The organism is Hydrogenophaga sp. L99 (genome assembly GCF_058731905.1).
On record NZ_CM178972.1, the window covers coordinates 1,924,227 to 1,940,251 of the forward strand.

Consider the following 16,025-nt stretch of genomic DNA (forward strand, 5'->3'; position numbering starts at 1 on the left):
CACCGTCGCCTGTAACGGTACCTGCAGCATCAACCACCTTCCATGCCGGCTGAGCGAGCAAGGCCGGTGAAACTGTTTTTTGAAGGAACGCCCTGATGGATCGGAAGAGATTTTCCCTGCGCTGGATGCGCCCCGCGTTCGGTGTGCTGCTGGCCTCTGCCTCCTTGGCGATGGCATTGGCGCCGCCTATTGCATCGGCACAGAGCAACGTCCCCAACGCCGCACCCAAAGTTCGCCTCACCACCTCCATGGGCGACATCGTGCTGGAGCTGTATCCCGACAAAGCCCCCAAAACGGTCGACAACTTTCTGCAGTACGTGCGCGACAAGCACTACGACGGCACGGTATTTCACAGGGTGATCAGCAACTTCATGGTCCAAGGCGGTGGCTTTGACGCCGCCTACCAGCAAAAGCCCACCCGCGCGCCCGTTGCCCACGAAGGCCAGGCCGCCCTGGAGCGTGGCGGCCCACGCAATGTGGTGGGCACTGTCGCCATGGCGCGCACGAACGACCCCCATTCGGCTTCGTCCCAGTTTTTCATCAACGTGAAAGACAACGCCTTCCTGGACCCGACCCCCATTCCGCCGGGCGACCCGGTGCCCCGTTTTGAATACCGCGGTCGGGTCTACGAAAACGTGGCCCGCGCCAACCTGCTGGCGGCTGGCGAACTGTATGGCTACACCGTGTTCGGCAAGGTTGTGGCCGGCATGGACGTCGTGAACAAGATCAAAGAAACCCCCACCGGTGCGGGCGGTCCGTTTCCGACCGACGTGCCCAAAACCCCCATCACCATCCTCAAAGCCACTCTGGAGAAATGACCATGGCCAACCCCCAAGTCGAACTGCACATTGCCAACTTTGGCGTCGTCACCCTGGAACTCGATGCCGACAAAGCCCCTTTGTCGACCGCCAACTTCCTGTCCTATGTGAACAAAGGCCACTACAACAACACCGTGTTCCACCGTGTTATCCCCGGCTTCATGGTGCAAGGCGGCGGCTTCGAGCCCGGCATGAACCAGAAGCCCAGCGACGCACCCATCAACAACGAGGCCAACAACGGCCTGAAGAACGACCAGTACACCGTGGCCATGGCCCGCACCAGCGATCCCCACTCGGCCACCGCCCAGTTCTTCATCAACGTGTCGAACAACGGTTTCCTGAACCACACCGCGCCCAGCGCCCAGGGCTGGGGCTACGCTGTGTTCGGCAAGGTCGTGTCGGGTGCCGACATCGTGAAGAAAATTGAAGGCGTGGCCACCGGCCGCAAAGGTTTTCATGACGACGTGCCCAAAGAAGACGTTGTGATCGAAAAAGCGGTCGCCATCTGAAGACTGACGGACACCAGAGGGGGCTCACAGCCCCCTTTTTCTATGGACGAACCCCACACCGCCCCTTTTGCCGAATGGCACGCCCCGGCGCACTGGCGGGCGGTCGATTTCATTTCAGACCTGCACCTGCAAGCGGGTGACCTCGCCACCTTTGACGCGTGGCAGCAACTGCTGCAGGCGCAGGATAGCCAGCGGGCAGACGCCCTCTTCATCCTGGGTGACCTGTTTGAGGTGTGGGTGGGCGACGACGTGTTGCAGGCCACTGCCGCGGTGGGTCATCACGTTGACGCGGAGGACCACCGCTTCTGGCGCGACTGTGCCGCCACACTGCGGGCCTACAGCCAGCACACGCCGGTGTTCTTCATGCACGGCAACCGCGACTTCCTGTTCGGACCGGGAGCCCTCAGCGCCTGTGGCATGCATGGCCTTTCCGACCCCACGGTGCTTGTCTTCCAGAAACAGCGCTGGTTGCTCAGCCATGGCGACGCGCTGTGTCTCGACGACACGGACTACATGCAGTTTCGAGCCATGGTGCGCCAACCAGCATGGCAACACGGCTTTCTGGACAAACCGCTGGCTGAACGCGAAGCGATCGCACGCAAGCTGCGGCAGCAAAGCGAGGCCCGCAAAGCCGGCACCGCAGGCGACCCTGCCCTTTGGGCCGACGTCGACACACCCGCCGCATGCGCCTGGTTGCAACGCAGCGGCTGCACCACGCTGATTCACGGCCACACCCACCGCCCCGCGCAACACGACCTGGGCGATGGGCAGCAGCGTGTGGTGCTGAGCGATTGGGACCTGAACGCACAACCGCCGCGAGCCGAGGTGTTGCGGCTGGATGCCCAAGGCCTGCACCGCACACCGCGGGCACCGGCCCGCTAGCACCCATGCCAGCGCAACAGCTGACCGCCTTTTTGCCCGCCTTCGTCCAGCGCTGGCTACCGCGGCGGCTGCGAAGCCCACCCCCCGTGCCGGAGCCCCTGTGGCGCAGCACCTTGACACACCACCCGTTTCTGGCCGCACTCAACCCGGCCGAGCAACGGCATTTGCGCCAACTCTCTGCGCACTTTTTGATGGAAAAGGAATTTCACGGCGCAAACGGCCTGAACATTACCGACGCCATGGCACTCGCCATAGCCGCCCAGGCCTGCTTGCCCCTGCTGCACATGGGTGGCGTGGGCAGCCTTGGGCCAGACCCAGACCGCTTGAAAGCACTGGACTGGTATGGCGATTTTGTGGGCATTGTGGTGCAGCCAGGCGCCGCCGTGGCCCAGCGTGAAATCACCGACGGGAGCGGCGTGGTGCACCGCTACCGCGAAGTGCTCGCAGGCGAAGCCATGGACCGCGGCCCCATCATGCTCAGCTGGCAAGAGGTGGCTCAAGCCGCTCATGCAGCGCCCGGCGGCAGCAACGTGGTGATCCACGAGTTCGTCCACAAAATGGACATGCACCGCATGCGCCCCGGCGACAGCCCGGACGGGGCACCGCCCTTGCCACAAGGCTTTTTGGGCATGCAAAACCCCACCGAAGCGCGCGAACACTGGCGCAGCACCATGCAACACGCGTTCGACCGCTTTCGCGAGGCGGTGGCAATGGCCGAACGATTTGGTGGCGAGCGGCCCTGGCTGGATGACTACGCAGCCAAAGACCCTGCCGAGTTCTTTGCCGTGACCTGCGAGGCCTATTTCGTCAACCGCGAACGCTTCGCCCAGGAGTTCCACGAGCTGCTACCGCTGTACGACGGCTTCTTCAGACCCAAGTCACCGGGCCGCTGATCGAGACGGACGACCGCAAAGGCCAAGCCCAGCAGCCCCTGAACGCGGTACGGCACAGAAGCTGTGCAGCGGCCGAACGACCGCGCGCACCCCGACAGCGGCCACACGGCGTGCAGCCAGCGGAGCTTGCTGGGGCATCAGCGCTTGAGCAGCGCCTTCAAAACGTTTTGCAAGCGGCGAGCCACGGCCGCGTCAAACGGGCTGGCCAGCACCTTGGCCACGTCCTCAGCCCAGGTTTCGGTGGGGCTGGCGGCGTTGCGGCGCGTCAGCAACTGCAGCTGCAACATGCGTCGGTCGCTCAGGTGTTCGGCCGGGGTGGGCACTTCGGCGGCCATTTCCAGGCGCAACAAAGTCTCGCCAGCCAAGGCACCGGCGGCTTTGGAGACCGCCGCCACCCAAGCAGAGCGCATGGCGGGCGCCAGGCGCGGGCCCAGTGCTTGCGCCGTGGGCAATTGCTGAGCGTCGCGCTGCTCCCACGCCGCCATCAGCTGCGTCAGCACCTCGCCATGGGCCTGCGCGGCCAGCTTGCGCAAGCTGGCCTGCGCCGCTTCAATAGCCTGGCGCTGCGCGCGAAAAGCGGCGTCGCCCAGGCGCGGGCCGCGCGGCTCGCGCTCTTCGCGCCAGTCGCGCTGGTCGCGCATGGGTGCAGCCCCAGCACCGCGCGCATCGCGGCCACCGCGGGCATCGGGGCGGCCGGGTGGGCCGTCGCGACGGTCACCTGGGCGGTCGCTGCGGCGGCCATCGCGACCAGCGGGCTCGGCTTTCTTCATGCCGGGGCGGTCGTCGCCGCGCACGGCCACCACTTTTTTGGGTGGTGCAGCCGGCGTTGCTGCCACCACAGGCTCGGCAACTTGTTCTTCAACGGCGCCTTCCGCAGCAGCAGGCTTTGAATCGGATTCGGTTTCAGGCGCCGGCACAGCGACCTCAGCAGGCTCGGCCGCAGCGGCCACCTCGGGCTTGGCAACCACATCGGCAGGCTGGGCTGCAGGCGCTGCAGCTGCTGGCTGGCCGGCCATTGCGGCTTCCAGCTCGGCCATGGCCGAGCGGATCTGCTGCGCGTCGCCGCTGGCACTGGCCGCTTCCAGCGCACGGGAGGCGTCGAGCACCCGCTGATCGTGTTCGTTGAGCGCTGCCGACGCTTTTTCGCGCTCGGTGCTCTTGCGGGCAAAGGCATCGTCAATCGGCTGGCGGAAGGCTTCCCAGAGCTTTTGCTCGTGCTTGCGCTCCAGCGGTACCGCGTGGGCTTCGGCCTGCCAGCGCTGCTGCAGTGCTTTCACGGCGTCAATGCGCAACATGGGCGCGGCACCCAACACAGCGGCCTCCTCAATCAGGGCGCGGCGACGTGCCGTGCTTTCGGCCTGAGCAGCCTCCAGGCGGGCATGTGCGGTGTGCATCACGTCTTTCCAGACGGGCTGGATGTCGGCAAAGGCTTTTTCGCTCAAGTGACCGGCTTCGCGCCAGCGCTCGGAAAAAGCATGCAGTTCACGCACTTGGGCTTTCCAGTCGGTGCTCTCGGCGTGCGCTGCGGTCCAGGCCTTTAGCTCTTCGATGATCGCCTGGCGCTGGGCCTTGTGGGCATCGGCCTGCTGGCGCACCTGGGCCAGCCATGTTTCCACCACTTTGTGGGCTTCGGTGCAGGCTTCGTCAAACCGTTTCCACAGCGCGTGGTTGGGCTGACCGCCCTGGTCGGTGGTTTTCCATTGGTCGCGCAGGCTGCGCAGGGTTTCCTGCATCTTGCGCCCACCCATGCGCTGGCCCTCCGGGGCTTGCAACAACGACTCGGCCTTGGCCACCAGCTCTTCACGCAACTGGTCGGCACGCCAGCGCTGCCAACCTTCCAGCTCACCCGCTTGCGACAACGCAGCGTGTGCACGGGCTTCCTGCTCGGCGCTCACCAAACGGCCGTGGCTCTTGAGCACGGCGCGCACATCGGCGGCCGCTTTGGGTGTGGCCTTGCCGTGGCCTTCGGCCAACTCGCGTTCGAGCACGGTCAGTGCCTTGTCCAGATCGGCCGCCACGCGGGCCCGCTTCTCTTGGGCGGCCTGCGAGTCATGTGCAGCTTTTTCAGCGGGCACGGCAGCGTCCATGCCGCGGGCAGCACGCAGTTCGTCCGCCCACACGGGCACGGCGGGCAGCGGCGCCTGCGGGTTGGCGTCGGCGGCCACCGTCTGGGCCAGGGCAGCCTCAAAAGCGTCCCACACCAGCTGCAGCTGGTTGCGCGATGCTTCCAGCATGGGTGGAAACTTCACTTCCACGCTGGGCCACTGGGCGTCTTGCATCAGGGCGCTGGCTTGCTGCTGCCAGTGCGCCACGTCGCCGCGCAGGGTTTCGGTGCTGTGCTGGGCTTCGCGCCAGGGCTTGGTGGACAACACTTCAATGCGCTGCGCGATCAGCACAGCGGCTTCACGCTCTACCTGTACCCGGTGCTGCAGGTCTTCAATGGCCTTCACGCGCTCAGCCAGGGCCTGCTTCAAGGAGGCCAGCGGCTCGCGGGACAGCGGCGCGCCAGCGCGGGCAGCGTCGCGTTGCCAGGCCAGGGCATCGGCCAGGTTCAGGCGGGAATGGTCCAGCAAAGCCTGGGCTTTTTGCGCCCATTCCACACCGATCTGCTCTTGCGATTTCTGGCGCTTGAGTTCGTCGAGCTTTTCCTTCAACGGCTTGGCCGCACCGCGGTCGCGGTGGGACAATTCTTTGAACACCTCGTTCATGAGCTCCAGCGCAGGGTCGGTGGCCAGCCATTCGCGGATGCGTGCTGCGCGCTCGCCCGATGTGGGTGCGGTGAAGGCGCCACCCGTCACGGCGTCCAGCGGGTGGGATGCAGCGGCTTTGGGTTGAGCGGGTGTGTTCACGGCAGATTCGGGGGCGTTGGACTGTGGCGACGGCTTGCGCAGGGAGAACAGCGACATATATAAATAAGGACTTCAGAAGATTCAGCGGGCCGCACCCCAGCGGAGCGGCTCATGTGTGTATTGTCGCCGGTGTTGACGCGGCCCCGATGCTACGGCAAGACGCCCCGGTCTGGCCAGCCCGGCGCGCGGTGGCGGACATGCACCAGACGTCAGCGCGCGGCCAGCTTGAGCTCGGCCTGCGGCACCCACCGGTCGCCTTGCTGCGCGAGCTGTGGCGCCCCCAGAAACATGCGGTCTTCGGGCAGGTTGCGGCTGGCAAGGTAGTCCTTCACCGCCACCGCGCGCGCCACGGCCAGTTCGCGCAGGGCATCAGCGCTCACGGCCGTTGAAGCCAGCAACAGGGCTTCCATGTCGGCTTGCGGAATGTCTTTGGCCATACCCACCAGGTTGCGCGGCTTGGGGATGTCGGCCCGCTGGTAAACCGCTTTGAGCAGCGCGGGGTATTCAGCGGGTGAGACCACCAGCGTGCCCGTGAGTGAGCCGCCAGAACGGGCCAGGACACGGCGTTTTTCGGCCAGCACGCGCTCGTTCAGCCGGGCGCGCTGCACGCCGCTGCGTTCGGCTTCCAGGTCGCTGTGCCCCACCACCGTCAGTTGCAGCGCCGGGCGGTCTGCCAGCGCCTTGGCCACCGCGTTCAGCCGCTGGCGCGCATCGTCTGCCAACTCGGTGCTACCAGGGCTGAACACCACTTGGCTCATCTCGTCTCCACCGCCGCCCAAAGCCCCTGCCAGCAATGAAAAAGGCGACGTGATGGCTTTGCCGATGAGGTTGAGCACCAAGCGCACCACGATCGGGCCCAGCCGGAACTGCGGGTCGTTGATCGAACCACTCACGGGAAGGTTGATGTCAATCACCCCATTGCGATCGGCCAGCAGCGCCACCGCCAGCTTCACGGGCAGGTTCGGCGCTTCGCTGTCGGGTGCGCGGTCGCCAAAACTGAGCTGATTCAAAATCACCTGGTTGCTGGCGCTGAGCTGGCCATCCGGCGCCACGCGGTAGGCCACGTCCACACTGAGCTTGCCACGCTCAATGCCATGGCCCGCGTACTTGACCGCATAGGGCGACAGCGGGGGCAATTCCAGATCGCGCACGCGGCCCTCAATGTCCAGCGCCAGGGGCTGGGCCAGCGGGTTGAGCTTGCCGTCGATTTCCAGCGCCGCCGTGCCCTCAGCGCGCCCGCGCAGCGACAGGTCGGCCAGCGGCGGCGGGCCACCTTGCACAGCAACATTGTTGGCAAACGCGCTCAGCCCGCCGGTGAGCTCGGTGAGGTTGGCCGAGTAATTGGGTTGAATGAACCGGTCTGAGAAGAACACGCGGCCATTGACCAGACTCACCGGACCAAACCGGATGTCTGGACCGCCAGCAGGCGCAGCGGTGTCCAAGCTGGCGACTGTGCCGGCGGGCTGAACAGCCGTTGTGACCACGGTTGACGTCACAGCCTGGGCGGAAGAAGCGGTGACCGCCCCACCTTGCCCCGGCGCTGCGGCACCCTCAACGGCATCGGCCTTCACCAGGCCCTGCAAGTTGATGCGGCCGTCTTCGGCCACGATGATGCGAGCGAAATAGTCGCTCAGCACGGTTTCACCCACCACCAGGCTCGTGGTTTGCCCGGGTGCCAAGGCGAGCTTCAGGCCCCGCAAGTTGAGTGCTTTCCAGGCCAGCAGGTCTTCACTGGGCGACAGCGTGTTGGCGCGAAAGTCTTCCAGCGCGGCATCACCCGCCAAACCTAGCGACAAGCCTTGCGGCGGCAAACCCAGCTGCAAAGCGCCGCGGTAACTGGTGTCGGCGCGCAGCAGATCCAGGTTCAGCCGGTCGCCAAAATAGGGCTCGAGAGCGTGCACGGGCAGCCGCTCGGCGGTGACCTGGCCGCGCAACGCCAGACCCGCATCTTGGGGACCTGCGCCCGGCAAACGCAGGGAGCCGCTAAGCGCCAGTCGCCCGGGGTCGGCCTGAGCGGTGGCCTCGCCTGGTGCAAAGCCCATGCGCAGCTGCAACGACACCGGCATGGCGGCTTGCGTGCGCTCAAAAGGCTTCAGGTTTTTCACCTGCAGTTTGAGCCCCGCAAACTGCAGGGCCACCGGCCGCTCGGGCAAGCGGTCTTCAAACCCGACCAGTCCGTCGTTCACCGCCAGGCTGGCCAGCGCCAGCTTCCAGGGCTGCTCTGCTGCGGTGCCGGCTGCAACGCGGGAATCGGCTGTGCTGCCGGACTTCAACCACCGCTCGGCCATCCACTGCCCGTCAGACCCCCGCTCGACCTGCGCTTGGGGTCGCGTGAGCACCAGCGAAGCCGCGTCAAGAGAGCGGCCCACCAGGTCCACGTTCAACCCCTCCAGCAACAGGCGCCGCACGCCCACTTGAGGCGCCTTTGCCGGCCCCAGGCTGAGGTCATCGCCTTGAATTTTTGGCGCGCGCAACACCAGGGCCATCGGTTTGCCCCCACGCGCGGCCTGCCAATCCAGCGCCAGATCGGCCGACACGCGCCCACCCAGCGTCGGCTGCAACACGGGGGCCAGGTAAGGTGCGGCCAGGTTCAGCGGCAACTCGCCCACGGTCACCTGCACCTGAGCCGATGCATCGGTGGCAAGGCCCTGCAGGGTCAGCGGTGTCGCAGCCAAACGGGCAGAAGCCTGAAAAGGCACGTGTGCCTGCACCGGCCAGCGCAAGCTCTCGGCGGTCCAGCGCACATCCTCCAGCGCCATCTGCGCTGCGGGCCGCACAGCGGCATCGGCCCAAGCCAGCGTGCCCCGCTCCAGCACCGCCCGCCCGACGCGCACGTCCCAAGGCGCTGCGGCGGGAGGCGAAGACTCAGGCTGAGCAGAGGGCAGCGCCCCCCATGCCGAAGCCAACTGCCGCAGGTTGATACGCCCAGCCGCGTCGCGCACCACCGACAGCTGCGGCCCCAGCCATTCAACCGAAGCCACATCCGCACGCCGTGCCAAAGGCTCCACCCGATTGAGCACCAAAGCCAGCCGCTCAAACGCCAGCAGCGGCTGCGCGGCGCCCTGACCGCCCACGCCGCGTTGCACAGCGCGAAAACCCGACAGCGATGCCGAACCCGACAGTGCCACCCGAGGCACGTCGGCTTCCTGTTCAAAGTCGAGCGTGAGGGCCAGCTGCAAAATGCCGGCCTCAGGTTTCACGGGCCACTGCGCCGGCCAGTACGGCAGGTAAGGCGCCAAGTCCAGCGCAGGCAGCGTCAGGCTCGCCTGTGTGGCCCGGGACGGGGCAAACGGCTTGGTTTCGGCTCGGGAGTCAAAAGCATTGCCGTTGAGCACAAAGGCCAGCTCGGGTTGGGTCAGAACCTCTCGCTGGGAAGACAGGTTGCTCAGAAACGGCAGTTTCACAACCAAGTTGGTGAGCCGGTGGGTGGTCGCGACACTGTCGTCGTTGAACACCACCTCACCGCCTGTCAAAGCCATGTTGAAAAGGGCAAAGCGCGCAGGCTCTGACGGTTCGTCGGGCTTCGACCGGGTGAGCCGCTGCAACACGTCGTCGACGTCGTACCGGCCCTCACCCAGATGCCGCAGCGCCAGGCGCGGTTGTTCCAGCACCAGGGCGTCCACCACAGGCGCCAAGCGCAGCAAGGACTGCACTTCCGCGTCCATATAGATACGGTGCACCGACAGCTGTTCGGCTGCGCCGTCTGTGCTGGCCACGCGCAGGCCTTCAAGTGTCAGTTCCAGCGTCCATGGCCGAAAGTCCACACGGTCCACTGACACGGTGCGCCCCAGCAAGGCACTGGCCTGCTTTTGCAGCTGCCATTTCAATATCGGCGGCATGGCCAGCCAGGCCAGCAACCAAACCAGCAACAACACGCCCAGCCCGAGCCACAGGCGGCGCACCCAGACAGCACGCGAGGCCGTTGATGAAGAGGGGGACTCGGGGAGCTCTTTTTCCATGCGCCGAGTTTCGCCGAACTGCGGTGAAGGCCAAACCCCCAGGGGTGGACTGAGAAAAAAGAAACCCCGGCAGCGTGAGCCACCGGGGTTGACGGCGGGCAAAACGCTCTTGCCGTCGGTTTTGGTGGAGAGAGATTGGTGTCTCTCCAACCTGGGAGCAAGAGATTGCCCCCGTTGGGGGCTGGCATCGGGACGGGCCCTTGTGCCAGCCAATGCGAGTCGCGATGACACGCAACCGAAGATTACTCCCGTTGACCCTCCGCATCAAGAGGCCGCGCAGGCTAGGCCGATGGGGAATTTCAATCGCGCATTGACGTCCCATTCGGACGCACGGCAATGCGCCCAACCGACCTGAAAGGTGGTTTTTAGGCGACAAGCGGTCGCATGTGTTGCAGACGCCTGCAGCCCTTGATGGCGCTGGCGTTGACGCTACGGTTGTGCGAATCGAAGACCGGAAGCACCTTTCTATATATCCATTTGTTTCTATGAAACCACTTCATAACATTGACTTGATATTAATAAGCCCATAACATCCGGCCACTTTGCCCCTTCAGGGTAAACCCGAACCGCTGCCGAGACAGGCTAATTCGACCGCAAGACCCACAAGGTCGCGCCATCGATGGCGACCCAATCCAGCCGCCCTGACTCGAACAGCCAGGCCGGCGCAGAAAGGACCGACAACATGACCGCACCAACGCGAACGCCACACAAGAGCACCCCAGGTGCCGTGGCCGCCCTTAAAACCACCCTCGGCGACGTGTCCCGGGGTTTCTTTGACATCACCCACAGCGGTATTGCCCTGATGGGCACCACCTTGGCGGTGGCCCTGATCGTGCTGGGCATGCGGGCCGACCTGCGCTCCAGTGCCGAACAGCATCTGCTGGGCTGGCTGCTACAGCGCCAGGAAGCCGTGGCGATGGCAGACACCGACGCCATGGTCTACGCATCAGAACCCAGCGCCATTGACCGGGTCACTGCGGCCGAGCCCAAGGCGCTGCCCAAAGAGCAGGCCAATGTGGCCTTCTGGCTCAGCCGCAAATACCGTGTGGCCCCAGAGCCATTGAGCGTGCTGGTGGCTGAAGCCTTCGAAATCGGCCAAAAAGCCCGGCTCGATCCCACCCTGATCCTCGCGGTCATGGCCATTGAATCGCGCTTCAATCCCTTTGCCCAAAGCCCCGTGGGCGCACAAGGTCTGATGCAGGTCATGACCCGCGTACACACCGAAAAATACGACGATTTCGGCGGCCAACTGGCTGCGTTCGACCCCGTGTCGAATCTGCGGGTTGGCGTGCGGGTGCTGCAAGAGTGCATCAAACGGGCAGGTTCGGTTGAGGGCGGCTTGCGCCTCTATGTGGGCGCTGTCAGCACCGACGGCAGCTGGTACATCAACAAAGTGATGGCCGAGCACCTGCGCATTCAGAGCGTGGCGCTGGGCAAGCCCATGCCAATCTACACGCCGCCGGCCCGGACCATCCCTGTGGTCGCACCGGTGGAGCCCGCCGCTCAACCCATCACGCCACAAGATGAGCTTGAAGCGGAAGTCACCCCAGCGATCGGTACCACACCGACCGATGAGGCGCTCGCAAAGTCCTGACGCACCGCTGGCCACACGCGCCAAAACCCCGGCCAGTGCTACCCGAGCCCAGCGCCGGGATACAGTTGCTCGGCTAAACTACCCAAGTACGCAACTGGCGATAGGCGCAAAGCTCTGCTGAAATTCAGACGGGCTTGAAGCGCTGACGTGGCCCCCCTGCCCCATCACACTTTGGCGGCCGGGACAACCACTGGGAAGCGTACCGCCCCACGGCCAAACACCGCACGGGCGATCAGCCGTTCGCCTGGGCAGCCCCTGTCTTTGTCACCACCGCGCAGGGTTCCACGTCACTAGGACTGCCAATATGTACGACCGCAACATTCTGATTGAACAAACCGACCCCGAGCTGTTTGCCGCGATCCAGCAGGAAAATGCCCGCCAAGAGCACCACATTGAGCTGATTGCGAGTGAAAACTACGCCTCGCCCGCCGTGATGGCCGCGCAAGGCACCCAGCTCACCAACAAATACGCCGAAGGCTACCCTGGCAAGCGCTACTACGGCGGCTGCGAATACGTGGACATCGCCGAACAGCTGGCCATTGACCGCGTCAAGCAAATCTTTGGTGCCGATGCTGCCAACGTGCAGCCGCATTGCGGCGCCTCGGCCAACGAAGCGGTTTTTCTGGCATTCCTGAAGCCCGGCGACACGATCATGGGCATGAGCCTGGCCGAAGGCGGCCACCTCACCCACGGCATGCCACTGAACATGAGCGGCAAGTGGTTCAACGTGGTCAGCTACGGTCTGGACGCCTTTGAGGCCATCGACTACGACGCGATGGAGCGCAAGGCCCACGAGTCCAAGCCCAAGCTCATCATCGCCGGCGCATCGGCCTACAGCCTGCGCATCGATTTTGAACGCTTCGCCAAGGTGGCCAAAGACGTGGGCGCCATCTTTATGGTCGACATGGCCCACTACGCCGGGCTGATTGCGGCAGGCGTGTACCCCAACCCCGTGCCGTTTGCCGACGTGGTCACCTCCACCACCCACAAGAGCCTGCGCGGACCCCGCGGCGGCATCATCCTGATGAAGGCCCAGCACGAAAAAGCGATCAACAGCGCCATCTTCCCCGGCCTGCAAGGTGGCCCGCTGATGCATGTGATCGCCGCCAAGGCGGTGGCCTTCAAGGAAGCCCTTGCGCCTGAATTCAAGGCCTACCAGCAGCAAGTGCTGACAAACGCACGCATCGTCGCCGAAACCCTCACATCGCGCGGCCTGCGCATCGTGAGTGGGCGCACCGAAAGCCACGTCATGCTGGTCGACTTGCGCGCCAAAGGCATCACCGGCAAAGAAGCTGAAGCCGTGCTGGGCAGCGCCCACATGACCATCAACAAAAATGCCATCCCGAACGACCCGGAAAAACCCATGGTGACCAGCGGCGTGCGCATTGGCACACCCGCCATGACCACGCGCGGCTTCAAGGACGAGGAAGCGCGCCTGACCGCCCACCTGATTGCCGACGTGCTGGACAACCCACGCGACCCGGCCAACATCGACGCCGTGCGCGCCAAAGTGAACGCGCTGACCGCGCGCTTCCCGGTCTACAAGTGAAGAACGGCCGCCTAACGAAGGTATTCATCCGATGAAATGCCCGTTTTGCGGCCATCTTGAAACCCAGGTGGTGGAAACCCGCATCTCGGAAGATGCGGACTTCATCCGCCGCCGTCGCCAATGCGGCCATTGCGAAAAACGCTTCACCACCTACGAACGGCCCGAAGTCAGCTTCCCGGCCGTGGTGAAAAAAGACGGCCGGCGCGTCGACTACGTACCGGCCAAACTGCGCGCCTCCTTCTCCCTGGCCTTGCGCAAGCGCCCGGTCAGCACCGAGCAGGTGGACGCCGCCATCGAACGCATCGAAGAAAAACTGCTCAACCTGGGCGCCCGTGAAGTGCCCGCCACACGCTTGGGCGAAATGGTCATGCGCGAGCTGAAAAAGCTCGACAAAGTGGCTTACATCCGCTTTGCAAGCGTGTACCGAAGCTTCGAAGACATCGACGATTTTCGGGCGCTGGTGGACGAAGTCAGAAAGTAAGCACCCGCACGGTGCTCAACCACCGGAAGGCGATGGTGGCACGGGCAACCGGGGTCCAGGGGCGCCCCGCCGTCATGAGCAGGATGGCACCGTGACCCTGACCGTCCTCGGTCGCCCCACACTGTTGATGATGATCCTTGAAGACACGGACGCCACTTCCGTTTTGCGACAGATGGAGATGGTGCCCGCCTGAAAAGCGCCACTCACCAGATGAGTCGAGCCGGCGCCGGAGTAGGAAACAAACCTCGCCACCGGTGTATTGCCTGAAATCGACCAGTTGTCGGGCATGGCCGGCTCCATCAGCAACAACGCTTCACCCGCATCGCGTTGCACATTGTTGTTTCGATCCGCGAATACGATCCATCCTTGGGACCAATTGCCGACTGCAGCACACGTCACCCCATCCGACGATTTGCAGATAGCCACCCGGGAATTTCGCTTGATGGCCTCACTTCTGGCGAAAAACAAGGCCGCCAAAAATTTGTTGGAGTACGCCGAGAGACGGGTGCCATGGCCGAAACTGGCCATTCCAGGCATGGCCACGGCCACCAGGACAGCCAGTATGGCGATGACCACCATGGATTCAACCAAAGTGAATCCAGAGCACTTGCAGCTCTTCATCTCTCTCCCCTATGGCGCGTTTTTATCTGGACACGAGACCCCCTTCCTCAAAAACCAGTGCCAGAAAATAAAAGCCAGCAGGAGCACCTGCGCACTATTTGTGGCCAGCGCCTGTTGACACAACGGCGTATTGCAGAAGGGACGTGCAAGTATGCGATTCGCATGACCTGCCCGCGCGCTGGCCGCTGGCGGAACATCCCTCAGTGAAGGGATGCGCCGGTCAGCATTTAGGTGCCGGGGGTGCAATGGGTCACAATCCGCGGCAGCCTGAAACACAGGCAATTTGTCACACAGCGCACCGTCGGACCAGACGGCCAAGCCGCTCATCCGCAAAGGCACAAGCCCCTTCCCCTTCGCCCGCTACGATGCAGTTCAGTAAACCCACCGTCTTTCCATGAACATCCAGCGCATCAGCCTTTACCGCGGCTTCACCCTGATAGAGATGATGATCACGGTCGCGGTCATCGGTATCCTGGCCTCCATTGCGTTGCCCAGCTACCAGGATTACGTGCGCAAAGCCCGTCGCGCCGATGCACAGGCCTTCATGTACGAGGTGGCCTCACGCCAGCAACACTATCTGGTGGACCGGCGTCTGTACGCAGACGATCTGGTCACATTGGGTTTGGCAGTGCCTGCCTCCGTCAGCGTGCATTACGACATCACTTTGCCCACCGTGGTCAACAACATCCAGCCAATGGGGTTTGTGTTGCAGGCCGCCCCAAAGGCCGGACAAGCGAATGATCCATGTGGCACGCTGACCCTCAACGCACAGGGCACCAAAGGTGCCAGCAAAGGGGGTTGCTGGTGAACAAAGGGGCAGCTCTGGGCCATGTGGGCAGCCGTCGGCAACACGCCGGTTTCACCCTGATTGAAGCCCTGGTCGTGATTGCGATCGTCGGCATTTTCGCAGCGCTCGCAGCCCCCAGCTTCAGCAACACCATCGCCAACATGCGAATCAAGTCCACCTCATTTGACCTGGTCAATGATCTGAATGCGGCCCGATCGGAAGCCATCAAGCGAAATGCGGAGGTCGTGATCGTGGCGGAAGGCGGGGACTGGAACCAGGGATGGCGTCTGACCGCCGGGGGCACCACCCTGAAAGCCCATGAGGCCCCCACAGGTTCTGTTGCTATCGCATCTGCCGTCGACGCCATCAATTTCCAGGGCAACGGCAGGCCTGATGCTGCGGCCACCCTCAGCATCACCTCCAGCCTGTCCGGCGTGGCCGCCCGCTGCGTCGAGCTCCAGGCGACCGGATCGGCCCGTTCACTCAAGGAGGCTTGTCCGTCATGACCTCCTGCCCACGTCACCACAAGCAGCGCTCAGGGCAACGCGGTTTCCTACTGATCGAAGTCCTGGTGTCGCTGGTGATCATCGCCTTTGGCTTGCTGGCGCTCGCAGGCTTCGTCACCAAAGCCACCGCCATGGCAGTCGACACGACCCAGCGCACCCGGGCGTCCTCACTGCTCAGCGACATGGCGGGGCGCCTCGTCTCGAACAAACAACTGGCTTTGGGCGGAAGCTACGTGGCCGCGACCCAGCCCGCCACCGGCTATGGCACGCCCGGCGCAACCAGCACGGTGTGTCCCGGCGTCGGTGTGGCGGGCGCTGATCTATGCAATTGGCACAACCTGCTGCTGGGCGCCAACGACGCCCAGGCGGGCGGCAACGCTGTTGCGCTGGGATATCGCGGCTGCATCACCCGGGATGCGGTGGCGCCCATCTTCACCATCACGGTGGCCTGGGGCGGCACCACACCCGGCGAGGTTCCGAACGACGGCTGCGGTGCAGGGCAGTTTGGTACCGACACCTACCGTCGCGTCTTGCGCACCACGGTCAGAATTCCTTCCCTGTCCTGATGATGCGCGCC

14 protein-coding genes are annotated in these 16,025 nt (G+C 64.2%); 11 read left to right on the forward strand and 3 right to left on the reverse strand.

What is annotated here, in order from left to right; all coding sequences use genetic code 11:
- Window positions 1-95: 95 nt before the first annotated feature.
- The 4 genes from AC4QBL_RS09175 to AC4QBL_RS09190 are packed head-to-tail and all read left to right on the forward strand — an operon-like array spanning window position 96 to window position 3,102.
- On the forward strand, window positions 96-818 hold the full coding sequence (locus AC4QBL_RS09175) for a peptidylprolyl isomerase (protein WP_472907867.1): 723 nt from the start codon (window positions 96-98) through the stop codon (window positions 816-818).
- Window positions 819-820: 2 nt separating this feature from the next.
- Window positions 821-1,327: a peptidylprolyl isomerase gene (locus AC4QBL_RS09180; RefSeq protein ID WP_472907868.1), complete on the forward strand. Its 507-nt coding sequence runs from the start codon at window positions 821-823 to the stop codon at window positions 1,325-1,327.
- Window positions 1,328-1,369: 42 nt separating this feature from the next.
- Window positions 1,370-2,209, forward strand: coding sequence for a UDP-2,3-diacylglucosamine diphosphatase (locus tag AC4QBL_RS09185; RefSeq protein ID WP_472907869.1), 840 nt, complete (start codon window positions 1,370-1,372; stop codon window positions 2,207-2,209).
- 32 nt (window positions 2,210-2,241) lie between these two features.
- The gene (locus tag AC4QBL_RS09190; RefSeq protein WP_472907898.1) at window positions 2,242-3,102 is read left to right on the forward strand and encodes a M90 family metallopeptidase; all 861 of its coding nucleotides are present in this window, start codon (window positions 2,242-2,244) and stop codon (window positions 3,100-3,102) included.
- Window positions 3,103-3,239: 137 nt separating this feature from the next.
- Here the strand turns inward: AC4QBL_RS09190 and AC4QBL_RS09195 are convergent, their stop codons facing one another.
- Window positions 3,240-6,008 carry a DUF349 domain-containing protein gene (locus tag AC4QBL_RS09195; protein ID WP_472907870.1) on the reverse strand — a complete coding sequence of 923 codons (2,769 nt, stop codon included), beginning with the start codon at window positions 6,006-6,008 and terminating at the stop codon, window positions 3,240-3,242.
- Window positions 6,009-6,160: 152 nt separating this feature from the next.
- Window positions 6,161-9,910 carry a DUF748 domain-containing protein gene (locus AC4QBL_RS09200; RefSeq protein WP_472907871.1) on the reverse strand — a complete coding sequence of 1,250 codons (3,750 nt, stop codon included), beginning with the start codon at window positions 9,908-9,910 and terminating at the stop codon, window positions 6,161-6,163.
- 682 nt (window positions 9,911-10,592) lie between these two features.
- Here AC4QBL_RS09200 and AC4QBL_RS09205 point away from each other — a divergent pair.
- The 3 genes from AC4QBL_RS09205 (at window position 10,593) to nrdR (ending at window position 13,534) form a co-directional block, all read left to right on the forward strand.
- Complete coding sequence (locus tag AC4QBL_RS09205) at window positions 10,593-11,504, forward strand: lytic transglycosylase domain-containing protein (protein ID WP_472899659.1); 912 nt, start codon at window positions 10,593-10,595, stop codon at window positions 11,502-11,504.
- 304 nt (window positions 11,505-11,808) lie between these two features.
- Entirely contained in the window at window positions 11,809-13,053 is a 1,245-nt protein-coding gene (gene glyA, locus AC4QBL_RS09210; RefSeq protein ID WP_304838416.1) for a serine hydroxymethyltransferase, read from the forward strand.
- A gap of 31 nt (window positions 13,054-13,084) precedes the next feature.
- Entirely contained in the window at window positions 13,085-13,534 is a 450-nt protein-coding gene (nrdR, locus tag AC4QBL_RS09215; RefSeq protein WP_304838413.1) for a transcriptional regulator NrdR, read from the forward strand.
- Between the two features lie 72 nt (window positions 13,535-13,606).
- On the opposite strand, the gene AC4QBL_RS09220 is transcribed toward nrdR, so the two are convergent.
- A complete protein-coding gene (locus AC4QBL_RS09220; protein WP_304838410.1) occupies window positions 13,607-14,113 on the reverse strand; it encodes a GspH/FimT family pseudopilin in 507 nt (168 codons plus the stop codon).
- Between AC4QBL_RS09220 and AC4QBL_RS09225 the strand changes: the two genes are divergently transcribed.
- The 4 genes from AC4QBL_RS09225 to AC4QBL_RS09240 all read left to right on the forward strand — a co-directional run bounded on the left by AC4QBL_RS09225 (window position 14,097) and on the right by AC4QBL_RS09240 (window position 16,014).
- Window positions 14,097-14,273 (forward strand): hypothetical protein, encoded by a 177-nt coding sequence (locus AC4QBL_RS09225; RefSeq protein ID WP_472899662.1) that lies wholly within the window; start codon window positions 14,097-14,099, stop codon window positions 14,271-14,273. The genes AC4QBL_RS09220 and AC4QBL_RS09225 overlap by 17 nt on opposite strands.
- Window positions 14,274-14,549: 276 nt before the next feature.
- On the forward strand, window positions 14,550-14,963 hold the full coding sequence (locus tag AC4QBL_RS09230; protein ID WP_472899663.1) for a type IV pilin protein: 414 nt from the start codon (window positions 14,550-14,552) through the stop codon (window positions 14,961-14,963).
- A complete protein-coding gene (locus AC4QBL_RS09235) occupies window positions 14,960-15,448 on the forward strand; it encodes a GspH/FimT family pseudopilin (RefSeq protein WP_472899884.1) in 489 nt (162 codons plus the stop codon). The genes AC4QBL_RS09230 and AC4QBL_RS09235 overlap by 4 nt, the downstream gene beginning before the upstream one ends.
- Window positions 15,445-16,014 (forward strand): prepilin-type N-terminal cleavage/methylation domain-containing protein, encoded by a 570-nt coding sequence (locus tag AC4QBL_RS09240; RefSeq protein ID WP_472899664.1) that lies wholly within the window; start codon window positions 15,445-15,447, stop codon window positions 16,012-16,014. The genes AC4QBL_RS09235 and AC4QBL_RS09240 overlap by 4 nt, the downstream gene beginning before the upstream one ends.
- The last annotated feature ends 11 nt before the right edge of the window (window positions 16,015-16,025 follow it).

Bases quoted from the DNA above. Each gene is read 5' to 3' on its own strand.
- AC4QBL_RS09175 (WP_472907867.1), top strand. From the start codon at position 96: ATGGATCGGAAGAGATTTTCCCTGCGCTGGATGCGCCCCGCGTTCGGT.
- AC4QBL_RS09180 (WP_472907868.1), top strand. From the start codon at position 821: ATGGCCAACCCCCAAGTCGAACTGCACATTGCCAACTTTGGCGTCGTC.
- AC4QBL_RS09185 (WP_472907869.1), top strand. From the start codon at position 1,370: ATGGACGAACCCCACACCGCCCCTTTTGCCGAATGGCACGCCCCGGCG.
- AC4QBL_RS09195 (WP_472907870.1), bottom strand. From the start codon at position 6,008: ATGTCGCTGTTCTCCCTGCGCAAGCCGTCGCCACAGTCCAACGCCCCC.
- AC4QBL_RS09200 (WP_472907871.1), bottom strand. From the start codon at position 9,910: ATGGAAAAAGAGCTCCCCGAGTCCCCCTCTTCATCAACGGCCTCGCGT.
- AC4QBL_RS09205 (WP_472899659.1), top strand. From the start codon at position 10,593: ATGACCGCACCAACGCGAACGCCACACAAGAGCACCCCAGGTGCCGTG.
- glyA (WP_304838416.1), top strand. From the start codon at position 11,809: ATGTACGACCGCAACATTCTGATTGAACAAACCGACCCCGAGCTGTTT.
- nrdR (WP_304838413.1), top strand. From the start codon at position 13,085: ATGAAATGCCCGTTTTGCGGCCATCTTGAAACCCAGGTGGTGGAAACC.
- AC4QBL_RS09225 (WP_472899662.1), top strand. From the start codon at position 14,097: ATGGCGATGACCACCATGGATTCAACCAAAGTGAATCCAGAGCACTTG.
- AC4QBL_RS09220 (WP_304838410.1), bottom strand. From the start codon at position 14,113: ATGGTGGTCATCGCCATACTGGCTGTCCTGGTGGCCGTGGCCATGCCT.
- AC4QBL_RS09230 (WP_472899663.1), top strand. From the start codon at position 14,550: ATGAACATCCAGCGCATCAGCCTTTACCGCGGCTTCACCCTGATAGAG.
- AC4QBL_RS09240 (WP_472899664.1), top strand. From the start codon at position 15,445: ATGACCTCCTGCCCACGTCACCACAAGCAGCGCTCAGGGCAACGCGGT.